We start from the raw sequence: 20350 nt of genomic DNA on the forward strand, positions 1-20350 counted from the left end.
AGGTAAAATGGGATTGGTGCTGGATGTCGTGGCGCGGACCGCGTTGTTGCCCGTGTTGATCGCACAGGCGGTGTCTGTTCGCAAAAAAGCAATGAAACTGCCCGAACCTCCGGGTGCGCGAAGGGGGCAGTTGGGCGACGGCCCTGATCTGAAACTTCTTATTGTCGGAGATTCCTCGGCAGCCGGCGTTGGCGTGGAAACGCAGCAAGAGGCCCTTTCGGGTCAGGTGACAACGCAATTGGCCGGCACCTATTGTGTTGACTGGTGTCTGGTCGCAAGAACCGGATTTACAACGCGGGATACTATTCGCCACCTGCAAGGGCAGAACGATAAAACCTACGATGTGATCGTTGTGGCGCTGGGTGTGAATGACGTGACCCGCCTGCTGCCTTTGGGTCTTTGGCGCAAACAGGTTGAACAGCTTGCCGGCCTGCTTCGGGTTCAGTTCGGCGCGCAGCATATTTGCTTTTCCGGAGTGCCGCCGATGGGTGGGTTTCCGCTGTTGCCAAACCCGCTGCGTTGGGTTCTGGGGCGCCATTCGATCCGGCTGGATCAGGGATTGCGCCGTTTCGTTGCGGCGCAGCCGGATTGTTCCTACGTCGCGCTTGATTTGCCACTGGATCAAAGCGCAATGGCGATTGACGGGTTTCATCCCGGCGCACAAGTCTATGCCGCGTGGGCAGACCGTATCAGCGCTGCAATCATTGAGCGTCAAAGCAAGGATGATTTGCAGCAATCAGGGGAAATTGTCAGCCAAGTTCGCTGATCTGGTATTGCGACCGCGCCAGCCATTCAGGCGCAATTTCCACACCCCATCCGGGCGCATCCGTGACCGTCGCCTGACCATCTTTTATGTCATAGGGCGAGGTTACGAACAGCCCGTCCTGCCACGGATAGTAATCGGACCCTTCGATCGAGAATTCGAGGTATTTTCCCGCGTTCGGAATGGCGCGCAACAGGTGCATCGTGAACAGCGTGACCAATGACATGTTGGCGCAATGGGGGGTAACGGGCAGGTCTGCCGCCTGCGCCATGCGCACAACCCGCATGGTCCGGCACATTCCGCCCAGATACAGAATGTCAGGCTGCACAATATCCACTGCGCGCATGTCGATCATCCGGCGCCATGTGGGCAGGTCGCAATCCTGTTCGCCGCCCGTCACATCAATATCCAGCGCATCGGTGACCTGTTTGGTTTGTTCCAGTTCCCAATAGGGGCATGGTTCTTCAAAGTGCGAAAATCCATGGTCTTGCAACATATGCCCGACTTCGATTGCGCGGTCGGGGGAATAGCAGCTGTTGGCATCAATCAACAGCGCGGCGTCATCTCCCATGGCACGGCGCATGGTCGGAATAATCTCTTCCGTGCGGCCCGGCCATTCATCCCTGTTGCGTCCCACTTCCGCCCCTGCGCGCACCTTGAATGCGTCAAAGCCGTGCACGTCGCGCAGTTTCTTCATGCGCTCGGCCTCGTCTTTCGGGGTGATGTCGCGTTTCATGGATGACGCGTAGGCGCGGATTGAACCCGGCGTGCCACCCAGCAACTCCGCTACGCTTTTGCCCTGCTGCTTGCCGCGCATATCCCAGATCGCCGTATCCAGCCCTGCCATGGAACGGCGCAGGTATGATCCCGGAAACTTGTGCTCGCGCTCGGCCACGATATCCAGAAGATCGTCCAGATCGGTCGTGTCCTGTCCAAGGGTCCAAGGCGCAACCTGACGGTGCAAGACCTGCGTTGTAATATCGGAATGATAGGTCGAAACCTGCCCCCAGCCTTGCGAACCGTCTTCGGCTGTGACTCGCACAAAGCCGACAAATTCGGTGCTGAAGGTTTCTATCGATTTGATCTTCATTCTGTTCCCCTTTCAGGAATGTGCGTCTGCCTGGATCAGGTCGGCGGCCTTTTCGCCAACCATGATCGCGGGAGCATTGGTATTGCCTGTGGGAATAGTCGGGAAAATCGAAGCATCCGCAACCCGAAGCGCCTCAATTCCATGCACGCGCAGGCGTTCGTCAACAACCGATTGTGCAGGATCGGTGCCCATTCTGCACGTGCTGCACTGGTGGAAAACCGTCCAGGATTTTTCGCGCACAAAAGCCAGCAAATCGTCATCCGACGTCAGATCGGGGCCGGGCGAAATTTCTTCTTCGATCACGGCCTGCATCGCGGGAGTGTTGGCGATCTGGCGCATCAGTCGGTGGCCGGCGACCATGACATCACGATCATATTGCGTGTCCAGATAATTGCAGTGGATTTCCGGCGCGACATTCGGATCAGACGACCGGATTTGCAGATACCCGGCGCTGGTTGGCTTGCAGGGATTGAACCCCAGCAGAAAGCCCGGAAACGGATCCGGCGCCATCAAAGGGCGCGTGCCCACCGGCGCGCGGGTATAGCTGACAGGTGAAAAATAAAGTTGCAGGTCCGGGCGGTCTGCACCCTTCATGACCCGCACGAACCCGCCGCCCTGATTAAGGCTGAGCGACAATGGCCCCTTGCGGCGCAAAAGATAGTCCAGCCCGACGCGGACCTTGCCGGAAAGCGGACCCAGTTGCTGGTTCAGGCTGGGAACTTTTGCGCGGTAATGGTTGTCGCCGCCCAGATGATCCTGCAGGTTGCGGCCCACCTGTTCCGAGGCGTGGACAATTGTAATGCCCTGATCACGCAGAACATTTTGGGGGCCGATGCCGGAAAGTTGCAGCAATTGCGGGGAATTGATCGCGCCGCCGCACAGGATCACCTCGCGCCGGGCGCGCAGGGTTTCGATCTGACCTTTCCGTTCATACTCGATGCCAACCGCGCGTTTGTTTTCGATCAGGACACGCCGCGCCAGGCACCGGGTTCTGATATCAAGATTGGCCCTTTTGCGTGCGGGCCACAGATAGCTGCGCGCGGCAGAGGCGCGAACCCCGTTTTTCGTGGTAATCTGGTAGCAGGTCGCGCCTTCCATGTCGGGCCCGTTGTAATCGGGGTTCAGTGGAAAACCGGCTTCGCCCGCAGCCTTCAGATAGGTATTAGTAAGCGGATGTGCTTCTTTTGACATATCGTAGACGGACAGCGGACCGCCCGTGCCGCGTATATTGTCAGAACCGCCTGACCAGTCTTCCATACGCCGGAATACTGGCGCGACGTCAGCCCAACCCCATCCGGGTGCGGTTTTATTCCAGTCTTCGTAATCCGATTTATGGCCGCGTACATAGACCATCGCATTGATCGAGCTTGAGCCGCCAAGAACCCTGCCACGTGGCAGGTACATCTTTTGTCCGTTGCGGTTCGGGTCGGGCTCGCTCTGGTATTTCCAGTTGACGCGCGCATCATAAAAAACCTTGCCGTATCCGATTGGCAGGCGTGTCCAGATCGAGGTATCCCAATCGCCGGCTTCCAGAAGAGCGACGGTAGTTTTGCCGTCTTGTGTCAAACGGTTGGCCAGAGCGGACCCGGCAGATCCCGCACCAACAATTACATAGTCAAATTCAGTCAATTTTGCCCTCTGGGATTTCGCGGTCAGATATCGGTTTGAACCGCCATACAGAACGAAACTCAAAGCGCGCAACCCTGTCTCCGTCAAGATGGCTCAATAGCGACATATCGTGGATTTTACTGCACACCGTCAGGGTATTCGCAACGGGCGCGCCACAACTGGTTTTGTTGCTCTGGTAAAGTCCCGCGTTCTGCGGGATAGGGGAAAGGTATGGATATCCTTTCTGGTTCACTTCTTGATCTGCTTGTGCCCGCGTTTGCGTTGTTTGTGGCCGGAACCGTGAAAGGCACGATTGGTATCGGGCTGCCGACAACGGCACTTGGGATCATGACCATCGTGATGGCACCGAGGATCGCGATTGCCTATCTGCTGGTTCCGATGCTGGTGTCCAATGCCTGGCAGGTGCACCGTGCCGGTCAGGCCAGACAAACCGCGCTGCGGTACCTGCCGTTTGCCGTGGCCCTTGTGATCGGGGTCTGGGTCACGATCTATCTGACCTACGATGTATCCGACCGGATATTGTTTGGTGTGCTTGGCGGTGCGATCGTTCTGTTTGTGCTGATCAATGTGACAGCATGGGCGCCCTATATACCTGACCGGCTTGCCCGTCCGATGCAGTATCTGCTGGGCACAATTGCCGGTGTTCTGGGCGGTCTAACCTCGGTCTGGGCGCCGCCGATGGTGATCTATCTGACCGCACGCAAAGTGCCAATGGCCGAGTTTGTGCGGGCCAGCGGTCTGCTGATCTTTATCGGCAGCGTGCCCCTTGCAGCAGGTTATTTTGCGCAGGGGCTGGTGGACATTCGAACATTCGGCGCGTCGGTTGCCTTGCTGGTGCCGACATTCGCCGGATTTCTGATCGGCGAACGGTTTCGTGGCCGCGCGGACGAGGTTACGTTGCGCCGGATCCTTTTATCCGTGTTCTTTCTTATGGGTCTGAACCTGATCCGACGCTCTGTTTTCGGCTGAGACTTCCGACTTTTCAGGATCGCAGCGCAGCCCGGTTCTTCAACGTTGTGCGGGAAATCGCGATCACGGTTACAATCGTCAGCAACCAGAAGAACCACGTAATCGGCCCGCGAAACAGGATTGACGGGTTGCTGCCCGACATCAACATAGACTGGCGGAAATTGTCCTCCAGAAGCGGGCCCAGAATAAACGCGATCAGGAAGGGGGCGGCAGGTACGCGGTAACGCATCATCGCGAACCCGACCCAGCCCATCGCAAACATAACGCCCACGTCAAACAGGTTGTTGTTCACGGCGAAGACCCCATAGATGCACAGTACCAGAACGGCGGGGATCAGGATGCGCTTGGGCACGTCAGCCACGTATTTGAACCCGCGGATGGCAACGGTTCCGACAAAGAACAGGAACACGGAGCTGACAATCAACCCGATGAACAGGCCGTAGATGATATCGACGTTCAGAATGAACATCATCGGGCCGGGTTGTAGCCCGTGGATCATGAATGCGCCGATGATGATTGCCGTGATCACATCCCCCGGCACACCCAGAGCAAGCAGCGGAATTAGCGTGGCCCCCGCGACACCGTTATTGCCGGCTTCGGATGCGGCGACGCCTTCGATTTCGCCCTTGCCAAAGTTTTCCTTGTGAGGTGATTTCCGGCGCGCCTCGGAATAACTGAGAAACGCGGAAGGTGCCGCGCCGATACCCGGAATAGAGCCAAGAAACACACCGATCATGCTGCCACGCACGATGGATTTGAAACAGCGCCTGTAGTCGGCAAAACTGACCCAGTTCTTTCCCAGACTGCGCGCCTTGCCGACATGGGCTGTCGGGTTCCAGGCCATCGCGATAATTTCCGGAATGGCGAACAACCCGATCAGAACCGCAATAAAGTTCAATCCACCCATCATGTTCGGATTGCCAAAGGTAAACCGGTTCGTGCCATAAATCAGGTCAAGGCCGATGGTGGCCAGCAACAGGCCCAACAGCGCCGACAAGGCACCCCGCAACAGGCTGTCGCCCGATACACCGGCAATGATCGTCAGGGAAAAGAGGATCAGCGCGAAGAACTCGGGCGGTCCGAAACTGAGGGCAAAAGACGCAAGCCATCCGGCAAACAGGATCAGCGCAAGGTTTGAAATGACATCCGCAGTGCAAGACGCCCAAAGCGCCATCCCCAGCGCTCGCCCGGCCTCGCCCTTTTCGGCCATCGGGTAGCCATCAAGAATGGTTGCCGACGAGGCGGGCGTTCCGGGTGTCTTGATCAGGATCGCCGGTATCGATCCGCCGAAAATTCCACCCTTGTAGACGCCCAAAAGCAGCAGGATGCCGGTGATCGGCTGCAAGGCGAATGTGAAGGGCAGGGTAAGCGCCACGGCCATCGTGGCCGACATACCGGGTATTGCTCCGCCGATCACACCGATCACGATCCCGCAGAACAGGGCAAAGAACGATTCGAAGTTTCCGACCAGCGAGAGGCCGGCAAGGATGCTGTCTGCAAAGCTCATGGCAGTCTCACAAAGTTGCCTTGGGGGATCGCGACCCCGGCCACGTGGGCAAAAAATGCATAAAGAACCAGCGGTACGGCAACAGCACATACAATGGCTGCAACGGGATGCCGTGTCTTGACCAGAAAGGCACTGGCGACAAACACCAGCATACAGGTCCAGACCATACCCGCGCGCGGCAGCGCATACATGGTGACCAGCATGATCGCAGCCATTCCCAACAGGCGCAATCTTGCGGCCTTCGTGCTGTCCGCAAGGTTTTCAGGTTCATCCGCTTCGGGCGCGGCACGACGCCAGTCCAGCAACAAACCCAGCCCCACTATTCCGGTCAGAATGGCCAGCGTGGCAGGCCAGAATATCGGCGACATGATCAGAAAACGGACATTGCTGGGCGACGACACCCATGTGGGAATTGCGACGGCCAGCAGGAAAACACAGGCGATACATGCCCCGATGCCCAAATGCAGCTGAATTGTCTTGTTGCTCATCTTCGTTCCACCCCGATGAAAAACGCCAGACCCGGTCAGGTCTGGCGAATTTCACTTTGCCATTTCAGTCTGACCGATGATCAACCTTCGATCCGCATGCCCAGTTCGTCAACCAGGGCGCGGAAGGTTTCATACTGCGTCTGGATGAAATCATTGGCTTCGACCGGATCCATGAAATCGATCACGGAGCCGCGCGCCGTCATCTTTTCAAGAAAATCGGCGTCTTGTGTGGCTTCGGCCATCCATGCGCCCCATTTTTCGGCAACATCGTCGGGGAGATCGTCAGGGCCGGCGATGCCGGTCCATCCAACCAGTTGGTGCAGGCTGGGTTTGCCCAGATCGGCCGCGGTTGGTGCATCAAAGCCGACAACGGGTTCCGGCGTTGTCACCAGAATGGGTTTCAACTGACCGTTGGCGATAAAGCTGGCCACCGCCGAAGAGTTTGTGCACAGGAACGTGGCTGTGCCGTTCAGCACAGCGGTAGCCGCCGCGCCGCCGCCCTTTTGCGGAATATGTGTGGCCTGATTAAGCGGATCGGCAACGCCGAATTCCTTCAGCACCATAACGGCGGCAAGATGCAACAGAGAGCCAACGCCGGAGGAACTGTAGCTGACGCCGCCTTCGTTCACTTTGGCGATAAGGTCATCCATCGAATTGATGCCCGAAGCCGGCGTGACAGCGCACGCGACCGGGTTGATTTCGTAAACGGTAACAAAGCGGAAATCATCCAGCGTATAAGGCAGGGTTGCCTTCATCGCCGGATTGACGGAATGGGATCCGACGCGCGCGAACAGCATTGTGTAACCGTCGCCTTTTGCGTTCTGTACCGCAACCGATCCGGTTGCGCCGCCCGCGCCGGTGACATTGGCCATGATCAGCGGTTTGCCAACGACATTGCCCAGCGGTTCCGCGATTGTGCGGGCCGAGATATCTGTTGCGCCCCCTGCACCGTAGGGAATGACCATATTGATCGGTCGTTCGGGGTATTCTGCCAGCGCTGTCGTCGCAGCCAGCCCAAGACCCAGGGCACCGATTGCGCCTAGAAATGTACGTTTCATTTTTTCCTCCCTGTTTTTTTACAGCTTCACCTTATTGGCAACTGATGTGAACCCTTGACTTTTTATATTGTTAAGACAAGCTTTTAATAAGCAATAAAGTCTTACAAATTTCGATACTTTTGCTTACATTTCAGAGCGTGAAGGGGCGGGGAATGTCGATCAGAATGCTGCGGACGCTGATTGCCGTAGCCGAACACAAAACGTTCAGTGCCGCCGCTGACTCTGTTCTGGTGACGCACGCGGCTGTCAGCCAGCAAATGCGTGCACTGGAAATCGAGTTGAATGTGGCATTGTTCGATCGTTCCAAACGCACCCCCGAACTGACGCAGTCGGGCCGCGCCATTGTCGCCAAGGCGCGCCAGATCGTTCACGATTATGACAATCTTGTCGCTGCCGCGCTGGGGGATCAGGGGGTGCGGGGCGAAGTTGTTCTTGGCGCGTTGCCCACGATGCTGACCGGCCTTGCGCCCTTGGCGATGGCCATTTTGAAACAACCCTTTCCTGAGTTGCGGGTGCGCATCCAGCCAGGTCTGACATCCGCATTGCTGACGCAGATCGAACGGGGCGCTATTGATGCGGGTGTCGTTTCGCGCCCCGCAGCATTGCCGGTTGGATTGGAATTCTTGCATATTGCTGATGAACCCATGCAGCTGTTGGCGTCGCTTGAAACAAAAAGCGATGATCCGTTCGAGCTGTTGCAAAAGCATTCGTTTATTCGGTTCAATCGCGAAGCCGTGGTCGGGACCCTGATCGAAGCTTGGATCCAGTCCAAAAGGCTGATCGTGCAGGAAACGATGGAACTGGACAGCCTCGAGGCGATTTCCAGCATGGTCTATGCGAATCTTGGTGTTTCCATCGTCCCCGTGCATTCGGTTCAACCCGTCAATGCCCTGCCGATCAAGCGCCTTTCCCTTGGTGATGATGCACCGGTGCGCCAGATCGGGCTGGCATACAAGAAAGACAGTTTGCGCCAGCGCGTCATTGACGAACTTCACAAAGCTTTCCTGCACGCGATCGAAATCGGCGAGTTCAGGCCGCTTCCACCCCGACCGGAAAACGCAGAATGACCGTTGAAATACTTGTTCTGCTGATCCTCGGTGCCAGTGCGGGCGGGCTTATAAACGGGTTGGCCGGTTTTGGTACAGCGCTTTTTGCCTTGGGGTTTTTCCTGAACATCATGCCGCCGGTACAGGCCGTTGCAATTGTGGTTGTGCTGTCTGTTGTCAGCGGGTTTCAAGGCGTCTGGATCGTGCGCCACGCAATTTTCGACAATCCGCGTCGCCTTTTGCGTTTCTTGGTGCCGGCGCTGTTCGGCATCCCACTTGGCGTCGCGGCGCTGGCTTATATTGAACCACACTCGCTTAAAATCATCATCGCCGTATTCCTGCTGATTTATGGGGGGTTCTTCAGCCTGCGCAGCACACTGCCACGGATCGAACGGCGCACGCCGGTTATTGACGGCCTGATCGGCTTTGCCGGCGGGGTGCTGGGGGGCACGGCCTCGCTTTCGGGGGCGTTGCCAACAATGTGGTGTTCCATACGGCCCTGGCCAAAATCGGAAACACGCGCTGTGTTGCAGCCGTTCAACGTGGTGGTTCTGTCGCTGACTGCACTTATGCTTGCATTGCAGGGGGCTTACACAAAGCAAACGCTGTTCTATCTTGCGGTCGCGCTGCCGGCGGCAATGATCGCTGCACAACTGGGTATTGCGATTTTCAAACGCCTGTCTGACGATCAGTTTCGCAGAATGCTGATCGGGCTGACCTTTGTGTCCGGTACAATCCTGCTGGTGCGTGAACTGTTTTGACGCGTGGTGATGCGATGATCCAATTGCTGACTTGAAAGGAAACAGGGGTGAAGATTGAACGTATTGCCGTGTCCGTGTTTCGCGTCCCGATCGAAATACCTGTTGCCACGTCTTTTGGCATCATGCGCGACCGGCCCGCGGTTTTCGTTCAACTGACCGCTGAGGACGGAGCCTTTGGCTGGGGCGAAATTTTCGCCAACTGGCCCGCTGCCGGGGCCGAGCACCGGGCGCGCCTGTTGATGCTGGATATTGCCGATCTCGTGTTTGAAAGCCGTGCGGATACCCCTGAAATCACTTGGGAAACACTGACACATCAAACCCGTATTCGGGCGCTGCAAGCCGGAGAGTGGGGGCCGTTCCAGCAGGTGCTTGCCGGGCTGGATACGGCCCTGCATGACATGGCGGCGCGGCGCGCTGGTCTGTCGTTGGCGCGTTATCTGAACCCGTCCGCGGCAGAGGCTGTGCCGTGTTATGCCAGCGGCATTGCATCGTCCAAGGCAGCCGCGCAGGTTGCCTGTGCCCGCGCCGACGGATTTGGTGCCTTCAAGATCAAGGTCGGGTTCAATGATGTCACCGATCTGGAAACGCTGGGCGCGGTGTCGGATGATCTGGGCAGCGGCGAACGGCTGTTTGCTGATGCCAATCAGGCCTGGGATGTGCCCCGCGCCGTGGCCTTCATGCAGCAGGCCGACGCATTTGGGCTTGGATGGATCGAAGAACCCATTCCGGCAGACAGCCCGCGTTCAAATTGGGTGGCCCTTGCCGACAACATAAAAACACCGATTGCCGTTGGGGAAAACATTGCTGGTGATGTTGCGTTTACGCAGGCAATCGAGGCGGGCCATTTCGCCTATCTGCAACCGGATGTGGCGAAATGGGGTGGCGTCACCGGATGTTTGCGCGTTGCGCGCACCGCATTGCAGGCCGGGCGGTTCTATTGCCCGCATTTTCTGGGGGGCGGTATCGGGCTGCGGGCTTCGGCGCATGTGTTGGCGGCTGCGGGTGGGCCGGGGGTGCTGGAAGTGGATGTAAACCCGAACCCGCTGCGTGACGCTTTTGAAGGCGAAGCTATGTCAGGTGGTGACTGGACGCTGGGCACTGCCGCCGGACTGGGTATCGAAACCCTGCCGCAAGCCCTTGGGCCATATCAAACATTGTCGCTGGAAAAAACGCGCGTGTCCTGAACGTGCAATCCGAAAGGAAGCAAACTTATGTATACCTTGTATCTTTCGAAAGGTAGTTCCGCCCTTGCAGCCCATATCCTGCTTGAAGAAATCGGTGCGCCCTATGACACGGTTGTCGTATCTATACCGGACAAGGCGCATCTGACGCCGGATTATCTGGCGATCAATCCAAAAGGGCGGGTGCCTGCGTTGCAAACACCCCAAGGGGTGCTGACGGAAAACACTGCCATTCTGGCGTATCTCACGCAAGCGCATCCGGAACACGCACTGGCCCCGACCGATACGTTTGCATTTGCGCAGGCGCAGGCGTTGAACAGCTACATTTCTTCCACCTTGCACGTGGCCTTTGCACACAAGGCCCGCGCTGCGCGCTGGGCCGATGATCCGGTTGCGATCGCGGCGATGCAGGCCAAGGTTGCACCCAACATCGCAGAAGGCGCGCAGTTTGTCGAAGATCACCTGATAAAGGGACCATGGGCGCTGGGAGAGCGGTATTCCATGTGCGACCCCTATCTGTTTCTGGTGCACAGATGGATGGCGGCATCACAGGTTGAACTGGCAGATTACCCCAGACTTAACGCGCATAACAAAGCAATGCGGGCCCGCCCCGCTGTGCAGGCTGCACTGGCACAACACGGGCTTTAGCCGATGACCTCGTCTGACCTGTCGTCGGTTTCGCCATAGCGTTTCAAAACAGCCGGTTTGGTACCCTCGTAAACCCGTTCAAGGTTCTGTGCGATCTTGGCGTTTTCGCGTTCAAACAGGCAATCACCGTTCAGGTCTGATGCAACGATAAAAGGGCCCATCTTGTTGCATTTTATCACCCACATCGCCTGGGCCAGCCCCAGTTCTTCGTTCCAGTGGACCGCTTCGACATTTTCAACACCACGCCCCAGCAACGCGCCGGTGCCGTAGCCGACAGTAGACAGATAAATTGCCCCATTGGGGACAAAGTATTCCTTGTAGTCCTTTGATGTCATTCCACCTTTGCCGATGATCAGTTTCGCGCCCGTCTTGGCCATCCATTCCGGCAACCATTTGGCAAACCGGAACGACGCAGTGGCGGTCACCGCGCCCATTTCAAAAGACCCGTCCGGATTGATCCGAGCAGCCGGCGAACAGTGGAAATTCGCAGCGCTTTGTGAGGGCAGTTCCATCGGGATATTGGCCTGATCTTCAAGCGCGCGCATGTAAACGCCTTCACGCGCAGTATACATCAACCCGTCCAGATAGACGATGTCGCCAAGGCGCAGGTCTGCAATGGCTTCGGGTGTGGGGGTGGTGGACAGCCGTATTTCACGGGGTTTCATCGAGCCGCTCCTTTGGGTGGAACCGTTGTTTGCACGGAAATCACAGCGTCATGATGCAAAGTCGCAATTTGATCCGGAGAATACCCCAGTTCGCAAAGAATTGAAACGGTATCGCGGCCTTGCACTGGTGCCGGTTCAAGTGTTTCGACTTGCCACGGGGCTGTAAACGCAAGGCTTGGCACTTTGAAAGTGCGCCCCAGTTCGGCCACCGCCAAATCGCCCCACGCGCGCGAGTTTTGCATTTGCGGATGGTCCATGATTTCCGCCAGAGTCCTGATCCGTGCTGCTGGCACGTGGGCGGCTGACAAAACATCCTCCCAGTGATCGGCGCTGCGCCGCAACAAGGTATCGCGCAGCACTCGTTGCACATCAGCGGGGTCTGAAACATCTGCCAACCCTTCCTGATCTATGGCCTTGCATAAACGCAGTGCTTGCGCGGGGTTGTTTGCGGTAATGACCAGTTGTCCGTTGGACGTTTCAAACCGTCCTGAAAATGGTGAATCCGAAAACGCACGGTTGCCGTCCAGCCCGCGCAACTGGCCTGTCGCTTGATGGTGAAGCGCGTAAGCACCCATCATTGTCGTGATTGCATCCAGCATGGAAATTTGAAGATGCTGGGCTGTTTCCGGCGTCTTCGCCCTTTGTAAAAATGCAGCCAGAATCGCTGTAATCAGTGTTTGACCGGCGACATAATCTACAATTGGCAAGCCGACACGCATCGGGCCGCTTTGATCCGTGCCTGTCATCGCCATTAACCCGCTGATTCCTTGAAGGATATGGTCATAGGCAGGCCTGTTTGCCAGTGGTCCGCTTGGGCCGAAGCCGGACAGGCTGGCGTAGATAATATCCGGCTTCAACGCCGTGCAAGGTTCAAACCCTATACCCAAACGGTCGACCACTCCGGGGCGGAAATTTTCAGTGATGACGTCCGCTGTGACAAGTAGATCAAAGAATACCTGACGCCCTTTTTTTGATTTCAGGTCAATCACGACAGAACGTTTACCAGCGTTCTGGCTTAGGAAAGACGCACCCAAACCAGCGGCTTTCATCGCATCGGTTCCACCGTGAGCCCGTACAAAATCGTCACCTGCCGGGCGTTCCACGCGTATAACATCTGCCCCCATCATCGCCAGTTGCCCAGTCGCAAACGGACCAGCAAGAACGTGGGTCAGGTCCAGAACACGGATACCGTCTAGCGGTCTTGTCTGTTTCATTCTTTTGTTGGTCCCAAGATCATTCCGCCGCCTCCATCGCGGATTCCCAATCGACCGTTTCGCGGCGTTGATAATCTGTAAACCAGTCGGGGTCAGTGCGGTATTCCACGCGCCCGTCGGCAAACACCCGCGCCACGGCGCGGCGGGATGACAGGCAAAATGCGTGCACAGACATCTGCATGCCCCCGGTGTGGCAGTATCCCACTTCAATGTTGCAATCGATCACCATGTTCTTGCCGACAAAGCCCATCGCGCCCATACCGATGGAATTGCCCAGTTCCTTGAACTCGTCCTCCAATTCGGCGATGCGCGGATCCGCATTGCGGCTTCCGACGACGCGCAGACAGGCGGCGCGCTTGCCCAATACCATGCAGGTGTCCTTGCACCCGCCCAGCCCGATGCCGATAATCGCGGGCTGGCAGGCCAATCCGCGTTTGCCAAAGGCGACCAGACTGTCGAGGTAAAAGCGCTTGATCCCCTGTATGCCGTCCGAGGGAAACAGCATCCGGTAATCCGTGCCAAATAATCCGCCCTTGTGAACGGTGATCAGATCAATCCATTCGCCGCCGGGTTCATAGCCATATTCGATTTCGGGGGCACCGATGCCGACGTTGTTGTTGTGGTCGGTGCGCCAAAGCGGATGCACCCGGTTGGGGCGCAGGGGCACGCCGTTGGTGGCGTTGGCCGTCGCACGGCGCAACGCAGCCTCAAGCGCGATGGGTCCGCCCTCGATCTGGGTATCGTTGCCCATTTTCACGTACCAGCGCGGTGTGCCGGTATCACCGCACATGGCGCGGCGGTCTTCCTTGGCGGCCTTGTAGTTTTCCAGCATCGCCTGCAGCACAAAGGATGACAGATCGCCGTCTTCGGTTTTTGCGGCAGCTTTCAACCCGTCCAGATAATCCTGCGGGATTTCGATTGCGGCCTTGTCCATTAGGGTTTCAGCGGTTTTCTGGATCAGGTCGATGGGGATCATTGGGCAGCCACCAGTGTTTCGGGTTCATCATCGGGCAATATCGTCTCGCCGGGGCGGACGATGGTGAATTCTACCGGCTTGCGGGTCACGTCTATGTCCTTGCCATTTTGCGTCGCCACAGTGAAATAACTGTCTTCCATCGCGCCGGGATCGGGAAAATCCTCGCGGTAGTGGGCGCCGCGCGAATTTTCGCGCGCCAGCCCTGCTTTGGTGATGACGGTGGATATATCACAAAGTGACCGCAAATTCAGCCAGTCATGCCATGTGAGGTTGAAGGCAAGATTATCTGCCGCCACGCCGACGTCCATCAGGTTTTCCGAGATTTCTGCGATCCGTTCCAAGCCGCGCGCCATGCCGGTTGCGGTGCGCATCACGCCAACATCGTCCCACATGGCCTCTTGCAATTGCTTGCGCAGCGGCAGGACAAGATCAGGTGCGCGTGTCAGCGGATGACAGGCCCGTTCGATTTCGGCGGCCAGCACATCTTCGTCGGGCTCGCGCAGTGCGGTCATGGACCGGATGTCGGCACCCATCACGTCGCCGGCAATTCCGCCATATACAGTCGAATTGGCGACCCCGTTGCCACCCAGCCGGTTTGATCCATGGGCACCGCCGGCATCCTCGCCTGCGACATAAAGCCCTTCCATGGCGGTGCGGGTGTCCACATCAACGACGACACCCCCCATAAAGTAATGCGCCGTCGGCACCACCTCGACCAGACCGGCGGCCAGATCAAAGCCGCTGTCTTCGCAGCGTTTGACCATGCCCTTGAATTTCTGACGCACAGTGTCGAGGCCAAGATGCGCCATCGAAATGAACACGCCTTCCTGTTCCGGATTGTTGTTCTTGCGCATCTCGGCATAGATGCCGCGGCTTACAACATCGCGGGTCGCGCGTTCGCCCTTGGCGTCATAATCAAACATGAACCGCGCACCGTTGTGATTGATCAATTGCCCGCCCGCGCCGCGCAGGCCTTCTTCCAGCACGGTGCCGGTCATGCGGGTGTGATCGCCGGCCAAAAGGCCGGTCGGGTGAAACTGCACCATTTCCATATCGCGCAGGGGCAGTCCGACACGCAGCGCCATGGCCAGCCCGTCCATCGTCTTGTCGCCTGACGGGGTGTGGTATTTGTACATGGTCGGGCCGCCGCCTGTGGCCATCAACACGGTTTTCGCGCGTACGAACCGAAACCCGCCTGTGCGCATGTCGATCATCAGAACGCCCGCCAGCGCGCTGCCATCCCTGGTCGGGATCAGGCCAATGGCGCGGTGTTCCTGCAGTTTTTCGACCGGTCGGGACAGAACCTGTTCCATAAGCCGGTTGATAATCTCGATCCCGGTCAGATCGCCCTTGTGCACGGTGCGATCGGCGGTTTGACCGGCAAAGGCCTTTTGATGCAGCGTGCCATCCGGATTGCGATCAAAAAAACAGCCGATTTCGTTTTCCAGTTCGCGAATACGCACAACCGCCTGCTCACACAGCCGCCACGCCATATCCTGATCGGGCAGCCATTTGCCGCCCTGTATCGTATCCATAAAATGACGCTCTACCGTGTCGCCACCGCCCAGCGCCACGTTATAGCCGCCCTGCACCATGCGGGTGCAGCCGCATTTTCCGATCAGCCCTTTGACAGCAATGGTGATTTTTGTGCCTTCCGGCGCGCTTTGATGGGCGTGCAGCGCCGCAAACAGGCCCGCGCCTCCGGTTCCCAAAATCAGGATATCGGTGTCGTGCCGTTCGATCCTTGGATTGAATGTCATTAGCTACACCACCTGCAAAAAGAATGATCCGGAAATCAGGAATGCGATGCCCACAGCCGCCGCCGCCCAGGTTTTCTGTGCTCCGCTCCACGGCAGCCATTCCAGTGCCATCAGGCGCAGGCCGCCGAACATATGAACAGCCAGCAGGAACACCAGACCGAATTCTGCAAGTTTCACCATGGGCTGGTCCGAGAACTGCAAAAACGCATCCAGCCGGTCGGGTTGGGTCAGCGCAAGCGACAGAACCCAGAAATGCAGCGGCAGGAACAGGGCCAGCCCCAGCCCGGAAAGACGGTGCAGCACAAAGGCCAGCCAAAGCGGGTGGGCACGGGCAGGGCGGATCATAGCCATGTAACCGCCACCACGGCACGCGCGCCCAGTGCGAACAGCCCCAGCCCGATCCCCCACGACACGACATTCAGCGCGCCGGCCTTCAGGCCAAGCCATTCGTGGCAAATGACGCGAAGCCCGATGGCTGCATGTATGGATACGGCCAGAACAAAACTGCCATAAAACAGGAACCAGAAAAGTGACCCCTGGGTGCGTCCCAGAATTTCGGCTGCGCTCAGCCCGCCCTGGACCGCATAGATCATTACCGCGATATGGCCCAGCACAAGCGGGGCCATCATCAGCGCGGTGATCCGCTGCGCCATATAAAGCCGAAGGTCCATCATCAGGTTCGCCTTTTGAAAAAAGATCTGGCGGTTTCGCGTTTCAGCCCCGCTATCGCGGACATGGGATCAAGATCATTGGGGCAATAATGCGTGCAACTGCCCATGGAATGGCAGTTATGACAGCCGCCATTGCCGGACACGGCATCAAGGATCACCTGTTTCTGGGCGTCCTTGGCATCGTTATAAAGCGTCCACGCCCGTTGAAGGGCCGCTGGCCCCAGATAATCCGCGTTGCCCGCCACGGTGTCACAGGCCGCGTAACAGACCGAACAATTGATACATTCGATCCCGGCGTTGGCCGTGACGCGATCGGGGGTTAGGGGATCGATCTGTTCGATCGGATCTGACCTGTCGCGTGTCGGGTGGTGCAGCCCTTCGGCGGCGATCCACTTGTCAAAGAACGGGTCCATATCGGCGACCAGATCCTTGATCACCGGCAGATTGCGCAGGGGGGCGATATCTACCCTGTCGTTTTCCGTTACCTTTTTCACATGGGTGCGGCAGGTCCAGCGTGGCTGTCCGTTCACCATCATCGCGCAGCTGCCGCACATGCCAACGCGGCACGCAAACCGGTAGCTGAGTGTCGGATCGGCGTTTTGCTGGATCCATGACACAACATCCAGAACCGTCTGGTTGTCGTGGGCCGGTACCTTGAACGTGTCTTTATGGCCGCCTTTCGCATCACCGCGGCTGACTGTGACGTGCAGGTAAGTTTTTTGCATTGCCACAGACCGCCTCCTTGGGGTTCGCTACGAATGTTCGGCACCCTTGGTTATAAGCAAGAGTTAAACTGACAAAAAGGAATTAGTATTTATGTTTTGCGTAAGAAAGTCTTACGAATTGGCTTGGAAAGGGCAGGCATGACCCAGTCTGATTTGCAAACTCACTTGCGCGCGCGGTTCGCGGAAGACCTTGATCTTGACGAACTGACAGGATCGGCGCGTGAAACAATCACGAAAATGGCGGCACGCGCATCGTGCCGGTCGTTCCGAAAGGATCCGGTTGCGGATGAAACCCTGCGGATGTTGTGTGCGGTTGCAATGTCCGCGCCCTCCAAAAGTGATCTGCAACAACGCGACATTATCGTTTTGCGCGATTCTGCGGTGGTGTCGGCGGTCAAGGAATTGCTAGCGGCGCAAAGCTGGATCGCGGGCGCGCCGTCGCTTTTGGTGTTTTGTGGCAATAACCGGCGGCAACGCCAGTTGCATGCGCGCTGGAACCGCCCGTTCGCGAATGATCATCTGGATGCGTTATTCAACGCGAGTGTGGATGCCGGCATTGCCCTGTCCGCCTGTGTTACGGCGACCGAGGCGATGGGACTGGGATGCTGCCCGATCAGCACGATCCGAAACGATGCGCAAGCGGTCAGCGACCTGTTGAAGCTGCCCGATCATGTTTTTCCGGTTGCTGCGCTGGCGGTAGGTTTCCCCGAAACCCATGGCCGGATCAGCCCGCGCCTGCCGCTGTCGGTGACGGTGCATTGGGACAGGTTTGACGAAAGCGGGATTACGCAGGCATTGGACGCATATGACGCTTTGCGCGCCCAGCCCGGTAAAAAGGTTTCGCAGCGCGACACGGCAACCTTTGGTCATTCAGACCCCTATGTCTGGTCCGACGGCAAAACCCGTCAGTATGCCAAACCCGAGCGGGAAGATTTCGGCGCTTTCATACGAAGCAAAGGGTTCAAGCTGGAGTGACAGCAACCGCATGGCGGGGAACGATCCGATTCAGGGGTCCGCGCAGTCAGGAATACCGTGTTTTCAATTGGTCGAAACATGGCTCTATCCGCGACGCCCGGTTCATTTCATGGGTTCGAACAGCCGAACCCGGAGGTGTCTCCTTGGCTTGCCGGTGCTTCATATCCGCAAAGAACACATGAACAATCACGAGAGTTTGACCTCGCTCAATAGGGCGGCCCCGTCAGTGTGTTAGACTAGAAAGATCAAGCAATCCTGATTGAGAAAGGCGATGGAGAACCTCGAAGCATTTCGATCAGCCAACAAGCGCTTTGAAGCCATGATGTGCTTCGATATTCACTCGGGGCGTTACGTGTCGGTCAATTTGTTTCTTGCCGTTGTCAGTTTCGCGACCACTTTCAGTTCCGTTTTTGGCCGCTGGTCAATGCTGCTTTGGGGCTTTGCAGGTCATCTCATACTCTCGTGGTTCTCGCTTTCCCAAGACTTTTCGCCGCTGTCGGAAGCAGGATTGAAACGGATTTGGGCACGTCCCGAATACAATTCGGAGGGTAACCACTATGGGTGATGAAAAAACACAGACTTGGGATGCGATTGTTATCGGGTCCGGCATGGGCGGTATGACCGCGGCCGCCGCACTAGCCAAAATGGGCCACAAGGTCTTGCTTTTGGAGCAGTACAAGACACTGGGCGGACTGACGCACAGCTTTTCGCGCGAGGGATTTTCCTGGGATGTCGGGATTCATTATCTCGGCTGTGTCGCGCCCGGCGACCGGGAACGGGCATTTATCGACTGGCTGTCGCACACCCCCATGGAATTCGAACCCATGGGGGCGGTTTATGACAACCTGCATCTTGCGGATACCGCGCCCTTAGCGCTGTCACGCCCCTATGAGGCACAGGAGCGCGACCTGAAGGATCGCTTTCCCGACGAGGCCGAAGCGATCGAAGCCTGGACTGCCGCGCTGCGCGCAGGGCGGGAAGTCATGTACTCGATCGCGTCAACCCGCGCCATGCCTGACTTTGTTGGCCACATGATTGAGTGGTGGAACCATCGGGCCATTAACAAATGGTGTGCCCGCACAACCCAGGAGGTGGTCGACAGTATCACGCAAAACAAAAATCTGGCCGCTGCTTTTACCGCGCAATGGGGGGACCACGGAGGCCGCCCAAAAAAGGCAAGTTTTGCCATGCATGCGCTGGTTTGCGGTTCTTTTCTGGAAAGCGGTGCATGGTATCCTGTGGGTGGCGGCAAGGCTTTTGCTGAGCATCTGGTACCTACGATCACGCAAGCAGGTGGAGAAGCCCGCGCGGGTGTGAAGGTTGACAAGCTGCTGGTCGAAAAAAACGGGGTCGTCGGGGTGCGCACATCCGAGGGAGAGGAAATCCGTTCGGATGTCGTCATATCCAACATCGGTGCGCGCGAAACGGTCAATCATTTACTGCCTGCAGGCTTCGGACCCGAAGACTGGATCGGCAAAATTCAGGCGCTGCCAGCCTCGATTGCCCACTTCAACCTGTTTTTGGGTTTTGAGGGTGACGTGAAAGAGGCCGGAGCCACACGGTCTAACCACTGGATCTATCCGACAGGAGAGGTAGACGTGATGTGGACAGATGCGCCGGAAGGCGATCCGCCCGGCTTTTTTGTCTCGTTTGCGTCCCTGAAAGACCCAAGCCACGATCCCGGCCCCAAGCAAAAATATGCGGGCGAAATGGTCGTCTGGGCCGATTGGAACAGTGTCGCCCGATGGGCGGGCCTTCCTTCGGGTGCACGCGGCGCAGAGTACAAAGCCATGAAACAACGGGTCGAGGACAAAATGTTCGCGCTGTTCAAGAAGAGTTTTCCCGATCTGGCGGAACTTGTCGTCTTTCGTGAGCTTTCGACGCCTTTGGCGACGGCGTCGATTACCGGCCACCACGAAGGCCGTTTCTATGGGCTTGACGGAACGCCAGAACGCGTACTGAGCGATGCGCTCAATGCCAAGACCCCGATCAAAGGGCTATATCTCTCCGGGCAAGACGTGGTCAGTCAGGGTATTCAAGGCGCTCTTTGGGGCGGGATACTTTGTGCTGCCAGCGTTGATCCAAGAATTTTCAAACAGGTAAGACGCTGATCTGCCGGACTTGGACCTTATTGGGGCAGGTGACCGAAAAACCTCAATACAGCCGGTCATGAACGCCGCGCAGTCGCCATTCGGAGCTCTGGTCTTGAGCGCGACAGTGTTCG

Annotated in this window: 21 protein-coding genes; 9 read left to right on the plus strand and 12 right to left on the minus strand. The window is 57.4% G+C overall.

Features of this window, described 5'->3' with window-relative positions; genetic code table 11:
- Window positions 1-7 precede the first annotated feature (7 nt).
- Window positions 8-766, plus strand: a complete 759-nt coding sequence (locus tag OLX72_RS10950) for an SGNH/GDSL hydrolase family protein (RefSeq protein ID WP_433988642.1) — start codon at window positions 8-10, stop codon at window positions 764-766.
- Here OLX72_RS10950 and OLX72_RS10955 read toward each other — a convergent pair.
- Both OLX72_RS10955 and OLX72_RS10960 read right to left on the minus strand, forming a co-directional pair.
- Window positions 750-1853: a mandelate racemase/muconate lactonizing enzyme family protein gene (locus OLX72_RS10955; RefSeq protein ID WP_433988643.1), complete on the minus strand. Its 1104-nt coding sequence runs from the start codon at window positions 1851-1853 to the stop codon at window positions 750-752. The two genes, OLX72_RS10950 and OLX72_RS10955, sit on opposite strands and share 17 nt — an antisense overlap.
- 12 nt (window positions 1854-1865) lie before the next feature.
- Window positions 1866-3482 (minus strand): GMC family oxidoreductase, encoded by a 1617-nt coding sequence (locus OLX72_RS10960; RefSeq protein WP_433988644.1) that lies wholly within the window; start codon window positions 3480-3482, stop codon window positions 1866-1868.
- Window positions 3483-3692: 210 nt separating this feature from the next.
- Between OLX72_RS10960 and OLX72_RS10965 the strand changes: the two genes are divergently transcribed.
- Window positions 3693-4451, plus strand: a complete 759-nt coding sequence (locus OLX72_RS10965; protein ID WP_114871184.1) for a sulfite exporter TauE/SafE family protein — start codon at window positions 3693-3695, stop codon at window positions 4449-4451.
- A gap of 13 nt (window positions 4452-4464) precedes the next feature.
- On the opposite strand, the gene OLX72_RS10970 is transcribed toward OLX72_RS10965, so the two are convergent.
- From OLX72_RS10970 to OLX72_RS10980, 3 genes are all read right to left on the minus strand, one after another.
- Window positions 4465-5958, minus strand: coding sequence for a tripartite tricarboxylate transporter permease (locus OLX72_RS10970; RefSeq protein ID WP_433988645.1), 1494 nt, complete (start codon window positions 5956-5958; stop codon window positions 4465-4467).
- On the minus strand, window positions 5955-6446 hold the full coding sequence (locus tag OLX72_RS10975; protein WP_114871182.1) for a tripartite tricarboxylate transporter TctB family protein: 492 nt from the start codon (window positions 6444-6446) through the stop codon (window positions 5955-5957). Before OLX72_RS10975 ends, OLX72_RS10970 begins: the two co-directional genes overlap by 4 nt.
- An 80-nt stretch (window positions 6447-6526) precedes the next feature.
- Window positions 6527-7504 (minus strand): Bug family tripartite tricarboxylate transporter substrate binding protein, encoded by a 978-nt coding sequence (locus tag OLX72_RS10980; RefSeq protein ID WP_433988646.1) that lies wholly within the window; start codon window positions 7502-7504, stop codon window positions 6527-6529.
- A 152-nt stretch (window positions 7505-7656) separates the two neighbouring features.
- Here OLX72_RS10980 and OLX72_RS10985 point away from each other — a divergent pair, with 152 nt between their 5' ends.
- The 4 genes from OLX72_RS10985 to OLX72_RS11000 are packed head-to-tail and all read left to right on the plus strand — an operon-like array spanning window position 7657 to window position 11140.
- Window positions 7657-8571 (plus strand): LysR family transcriptional regulator, encoded by a 915-nt coding sequence (locus tag OLX72_RS10985; RefSeq protein ID WP_114871180.1) that lies wholly within the window; start codon window positions 7657-7659, stop codon window positions 8569-8571.
- Window positions 8568-9311: a sulfite exporter TauE/SafE family protein gene (locus tag OLX72_RS10990; RefSeq protein WP_114871179.1), complete on the plus strand. Its 744-nt coding sequence runs from the start codon at window positions 8568-8570 to the stop codon at window positions 9309-9311. Before OLX72_RS10985 ends, OLX72_RS10990 begins: the two co-directional genes overlap by 4 nt.
- A 47-nt stretch (window positions 9312-9358) precedes the next feature.
- Entirely contained in the window at window positions 9359-10495 is a 1137-nt protein-coding gene (locus tag OLX72_RS10995) for a mandelate racemase/muconate lactonizing enzyme family protein (protein WP_114871178.1), read from the plus strand.
- 27 nt (window positions 10496-10522) lie between these two features.
- The gene (locus OLX72_RS11000) at window positions 10523-11140 is read left to right on the plus strand and encodes a glutathione S-transferase family protein (RefSeq protein ID WP_114871177.1); all 618 of its coding nucleotides are present in this window, start codon (window positions 10523-10525) and stop codon (window positions 11138-11140) included.
- Here OLX72_RS11000 and OLX72_RS11005 read toward each other — a convergent pair.
- From OLX72_RS11005 to OLX72_RS11035, 7 genes are read right to left on the minus strand one after another with little or no spacing between them, the layout of a single operon-like run.
- The gene (locus OLX72_RS11005) at window positions 11137-11805 is read right to left on the minus strand and encodes a fumarate hydratase C-terminal domain-containing protein (RefSeq protein ID WP_114871176.1); all 669 of its coding nucleotides are present in this window, start codon (window positions 11803-11805) and stop codon (window positions 11137-11139) included. The two genes, OLX72_RS11000 and OLX72_RS11005, sit on opposite strands and share 4 nt — an antisense overlap.
- Window positions 11802-13019 (minus strand): CaiB/BaiF CoA transferase family protein, encoded by a 1218-nt coding sequence (locus OLX72_RS11010; RefSeq protein ID WP_114871175.1) that lies wholly within the window; start codon window positions 13017-13019, stop codon window positions 11802-11804. Before OLX72_RS11010 ends, OLX72_RS11005 begins: the two co-directional genes overlap by 4 nt.
- 19 nt (window positions 13020-13038) lie before the next feature.
- A complete protein-coding gene (locus OLX72_RS11015) occupies window positions 13039-13995 on the minus strand; it encodes a fumarate hydratase (RefSeq protein WP_114871174.1) in 957 nt (318 codons plus the stop codon).
- Window positions 13992-15755, minus strand: coding sequence for an L-aspartate oxidase (locus tag OLX72_RS11020; RefSeq protein ID WP_114871173.1), 1764 nt, complete (start codon window positions 15753-15755; stop codon window positions 13992-13994). The genes OLX72_RS11015 and OLX72_RS11020 overlap by 4 nt, the downstream gene beginning before the upstream one ends.
- Before the next feature lie 3 nt (window positions 15756-15758).
- A complete protein-coding gene (gene sdhC, locus OLX72_RS11025) occupies window positions 15759-16100 on the minus strand; it encodes a succinate dehydrogenase, cytochrome b556 subunit (RefSeq protein ID WP_114871172.1) in 342 nt (113 codons plus the stop codon).
- Window positions 16097-16429 carry a succinate dehydrogenase gene (locus OLX72_RS11030; protein WP_114871171.1) on the minus strand — a complete coding sequence of 111 codons (333 nt, stop codon included), beginning with the start codon at window positions 16427-16429 and terminating at the stop codon, window positions 16097-16099. Before OLX72_RS11030 ends, sdhC begins: the two co-directional genes overlap by 4 nt.
- Window positions 16429-17151 carry a succinate dehydrogenase/fumarate reductase iron-sulfur subunit gene (locus OLX72_RS11035; RefSeq protein ID WP_433988647.1) on the minus strand — a complete coding sequence of 241 codons (723 nt, stop codon included), beginning with the start codon at window positions 17149-17151 and terminating at the stop codon, window positions 16429-16431. Before OLX72_RS11035 ends, OLX72_RS11030 begins: the two co-directional genes overlap by 1 nt.
- 138 nt (window positions 17152-17289) lie before the next feature.
- Here OLX72_RS11035 and OLX72_RS11040 point away from each other — a divergent pair, with 138 nt between their 5' ends.
- From OLX72_RS11040 to OLX72_RS11050, 3 genes are all read left to right on the plus strand, one after another.
- On the plus strand, window positions 17290-18126 hold the full coding sequence (locus OLX72_RS11040; RefSeq protein WP_114871169.1) for a nitroreductase family protein: 837 nt from the start codon (window positions 17290-17292) through the stop codon (window positions 18124-18126).
- Between the two features lie 259 nt (window positions 18127-18385).
- A complete protein-coding gene (locus tag OLX72_RS11045) occupies window positions 18386-18691 on the plus strand; it encodes a 2TM domain-containing protein (RefSeq protein WP_205388975.1) in 306 nt (101 codons plus the stop codon).
- Window positions 18684-20237, plus strand: a complete 1554-nt coding sequence (locus OLX72_RS11050) for a phytoene desaturase family protein (RefSeq protein WP_433988648.1) — start codon at window positions 18684-18686, stop codon at window positions 20235-20237. The genes OLX72_RS11045 and OLX72_RS11050 overlap by 8 nt, the downstream gene beginning before the upstream one ends.
- The last annotated feature ends 113 nt before the right edge of the window (window positions 20238-20350 follow it).

Source organism: Sulfitobacter sp. TBRI5 (genome assembly GCF_051013555.1).
Classification (GTDB): Bacteria; Pseudomonadota; Alphaproteobacteria; order Rhodobacterales; family Rhodobacteraceae; genus JL08.

What these genes read in the sequence shown, in the direction of transcription:
- OLX72_RS10950 (WP_433988642.1), top strand. Translation starts at nt 8, where the DNA reads ATGGGATTGGTGCTGGATGTCGTGGCGCGGACCGCGTTGTTGCCCGTG.
- OLX72_RS10955 (WP_433988643.1), bottom strand. Translation starts at nt 1,853, where the DNA reads ATGAAGATCAAATCGATAGAAACCTTCAGCACCGAATTTGTCGGCTTT.
- OLX72_RS10965 (WP_114871184.1), top strand. Translation starts at nt 3,693, where the DNA reads ATGGATATCCTTTCTGGTTCACTTCTTGATCTGCTTGTGCCCGCGTTT.
- OLX72_RS10970 (WP_433988645.1), bottom strand. Translation starts at nt 5,958, where the DNA reads ATGAGCTTTGCAGACAGCATCCTTGCCGGCCTCTCGCTGGTCGGAAAC.
- OLX72_RS10975 (WP_114871182.1), bottom strand. Translation starts at nt 6,446, where the DNA reads ATGAGCAACAAGACAATTCAGCTGCATTTGGGCATCGGGGCATGTATC.
- OLX72_RS10980 (WP_433988646.1), bottom strand. Translation starts at nt 7,504, where the DNA reads ATGAAACGTACATTTCTAGGCGCAATCGGTGCCCTGGGTCTTGGGCTG.
- OLX72_RS10985 (WP_114871180.1), top strand. Translation starts at nt 7,657, where the DNA reads ATGTCGATCAGAATGCTGCGGACGCTGATTGCCGTAGCCGAACACAAA.
- OLX72_RS10990 (WP_114871179.1), top strand. Translation starts at nt 8,568, where the DNA reads ATGACCGTTGAAATACTTGTTCTGCTGATCCTCGGTGCCAGTGCGGGC.
- OLX72_RS11000 (WP_114871177.1), top strand. Translation starts at nt 10,523, where the DNA reads ATGTATACCTTGTATCTTTCGAAAGGTAGTTCCGCCCTTGCAGCCCAT.
- OLX72_RS11005 (WP_114871176.1), bottom strand. Translation starts at nt 11,805, where the DNA reads ATGAAACCCCGTGAAATACGGCTGTCCACCACCCCCACACCCGAAGCC.
- OLX72_RS11010 (WP_114871175.1), bottom strand. Translation starts at nt 13,019, where the DNA reads ATGAAACAGACAAGACCGCTAGACGGTATCCGTGTTCTGGACCTGACC.
- OLX72_RS11015 (WP_114871174.1), bottom strand. Translation starts at nt 13,995, where the DNA reads ATGATCCCCATCGACCTGATCCAGAAAACCGCTGAAACCCTAATGGAC.
- OLX72_RS11020 (WP_114871173.1), bottom strand. Translation starts at nt 15,755, where the DNA reads ATGACATTCAATCCAAGGATCGAACGGCACGACACCGATATCCTGATT.
- sdhC (WP_114871172.1), bottom strand. Translation starts at nt 16,100, where the DNA reads ATGATCCGCCCTGCCCGTGCCCACCCGCTTTGGCTGGCCTTTGTGCTG.
- OLX72_RS11030 (WP_114871171.1), bottom strand. Translation starts at nt 16,429, where the DNA reads ATGATGGACCTTCGGCTTTATATGGCGCAGCGGATCACCGCGCTGATG.
- OLX72_RS11035 (WP_433988647.1), bottom strand. Translation starts at nt 17,151, where the DNA reads ATGCAAAAAACTTACCTGCACGTCACAGTCAGCCGCGGTGATGCGAAA.
- OLX72_RS11040 (WP_114871169.1), top strand. Translation starts at nt 17,290, where the DNA reads ATGACCCAGTCTGATTTGCAAACTCACTTGCGCGCGCGGTTCGCGGAA.
- OLX72_RS11050 (WP_433988648.1), top strand. Translation starts at nt 18,684, where the DNA reads ATGGGTGATGAAAAAACACAGACTTGGGATGCGATTGTTATCGGGTCC.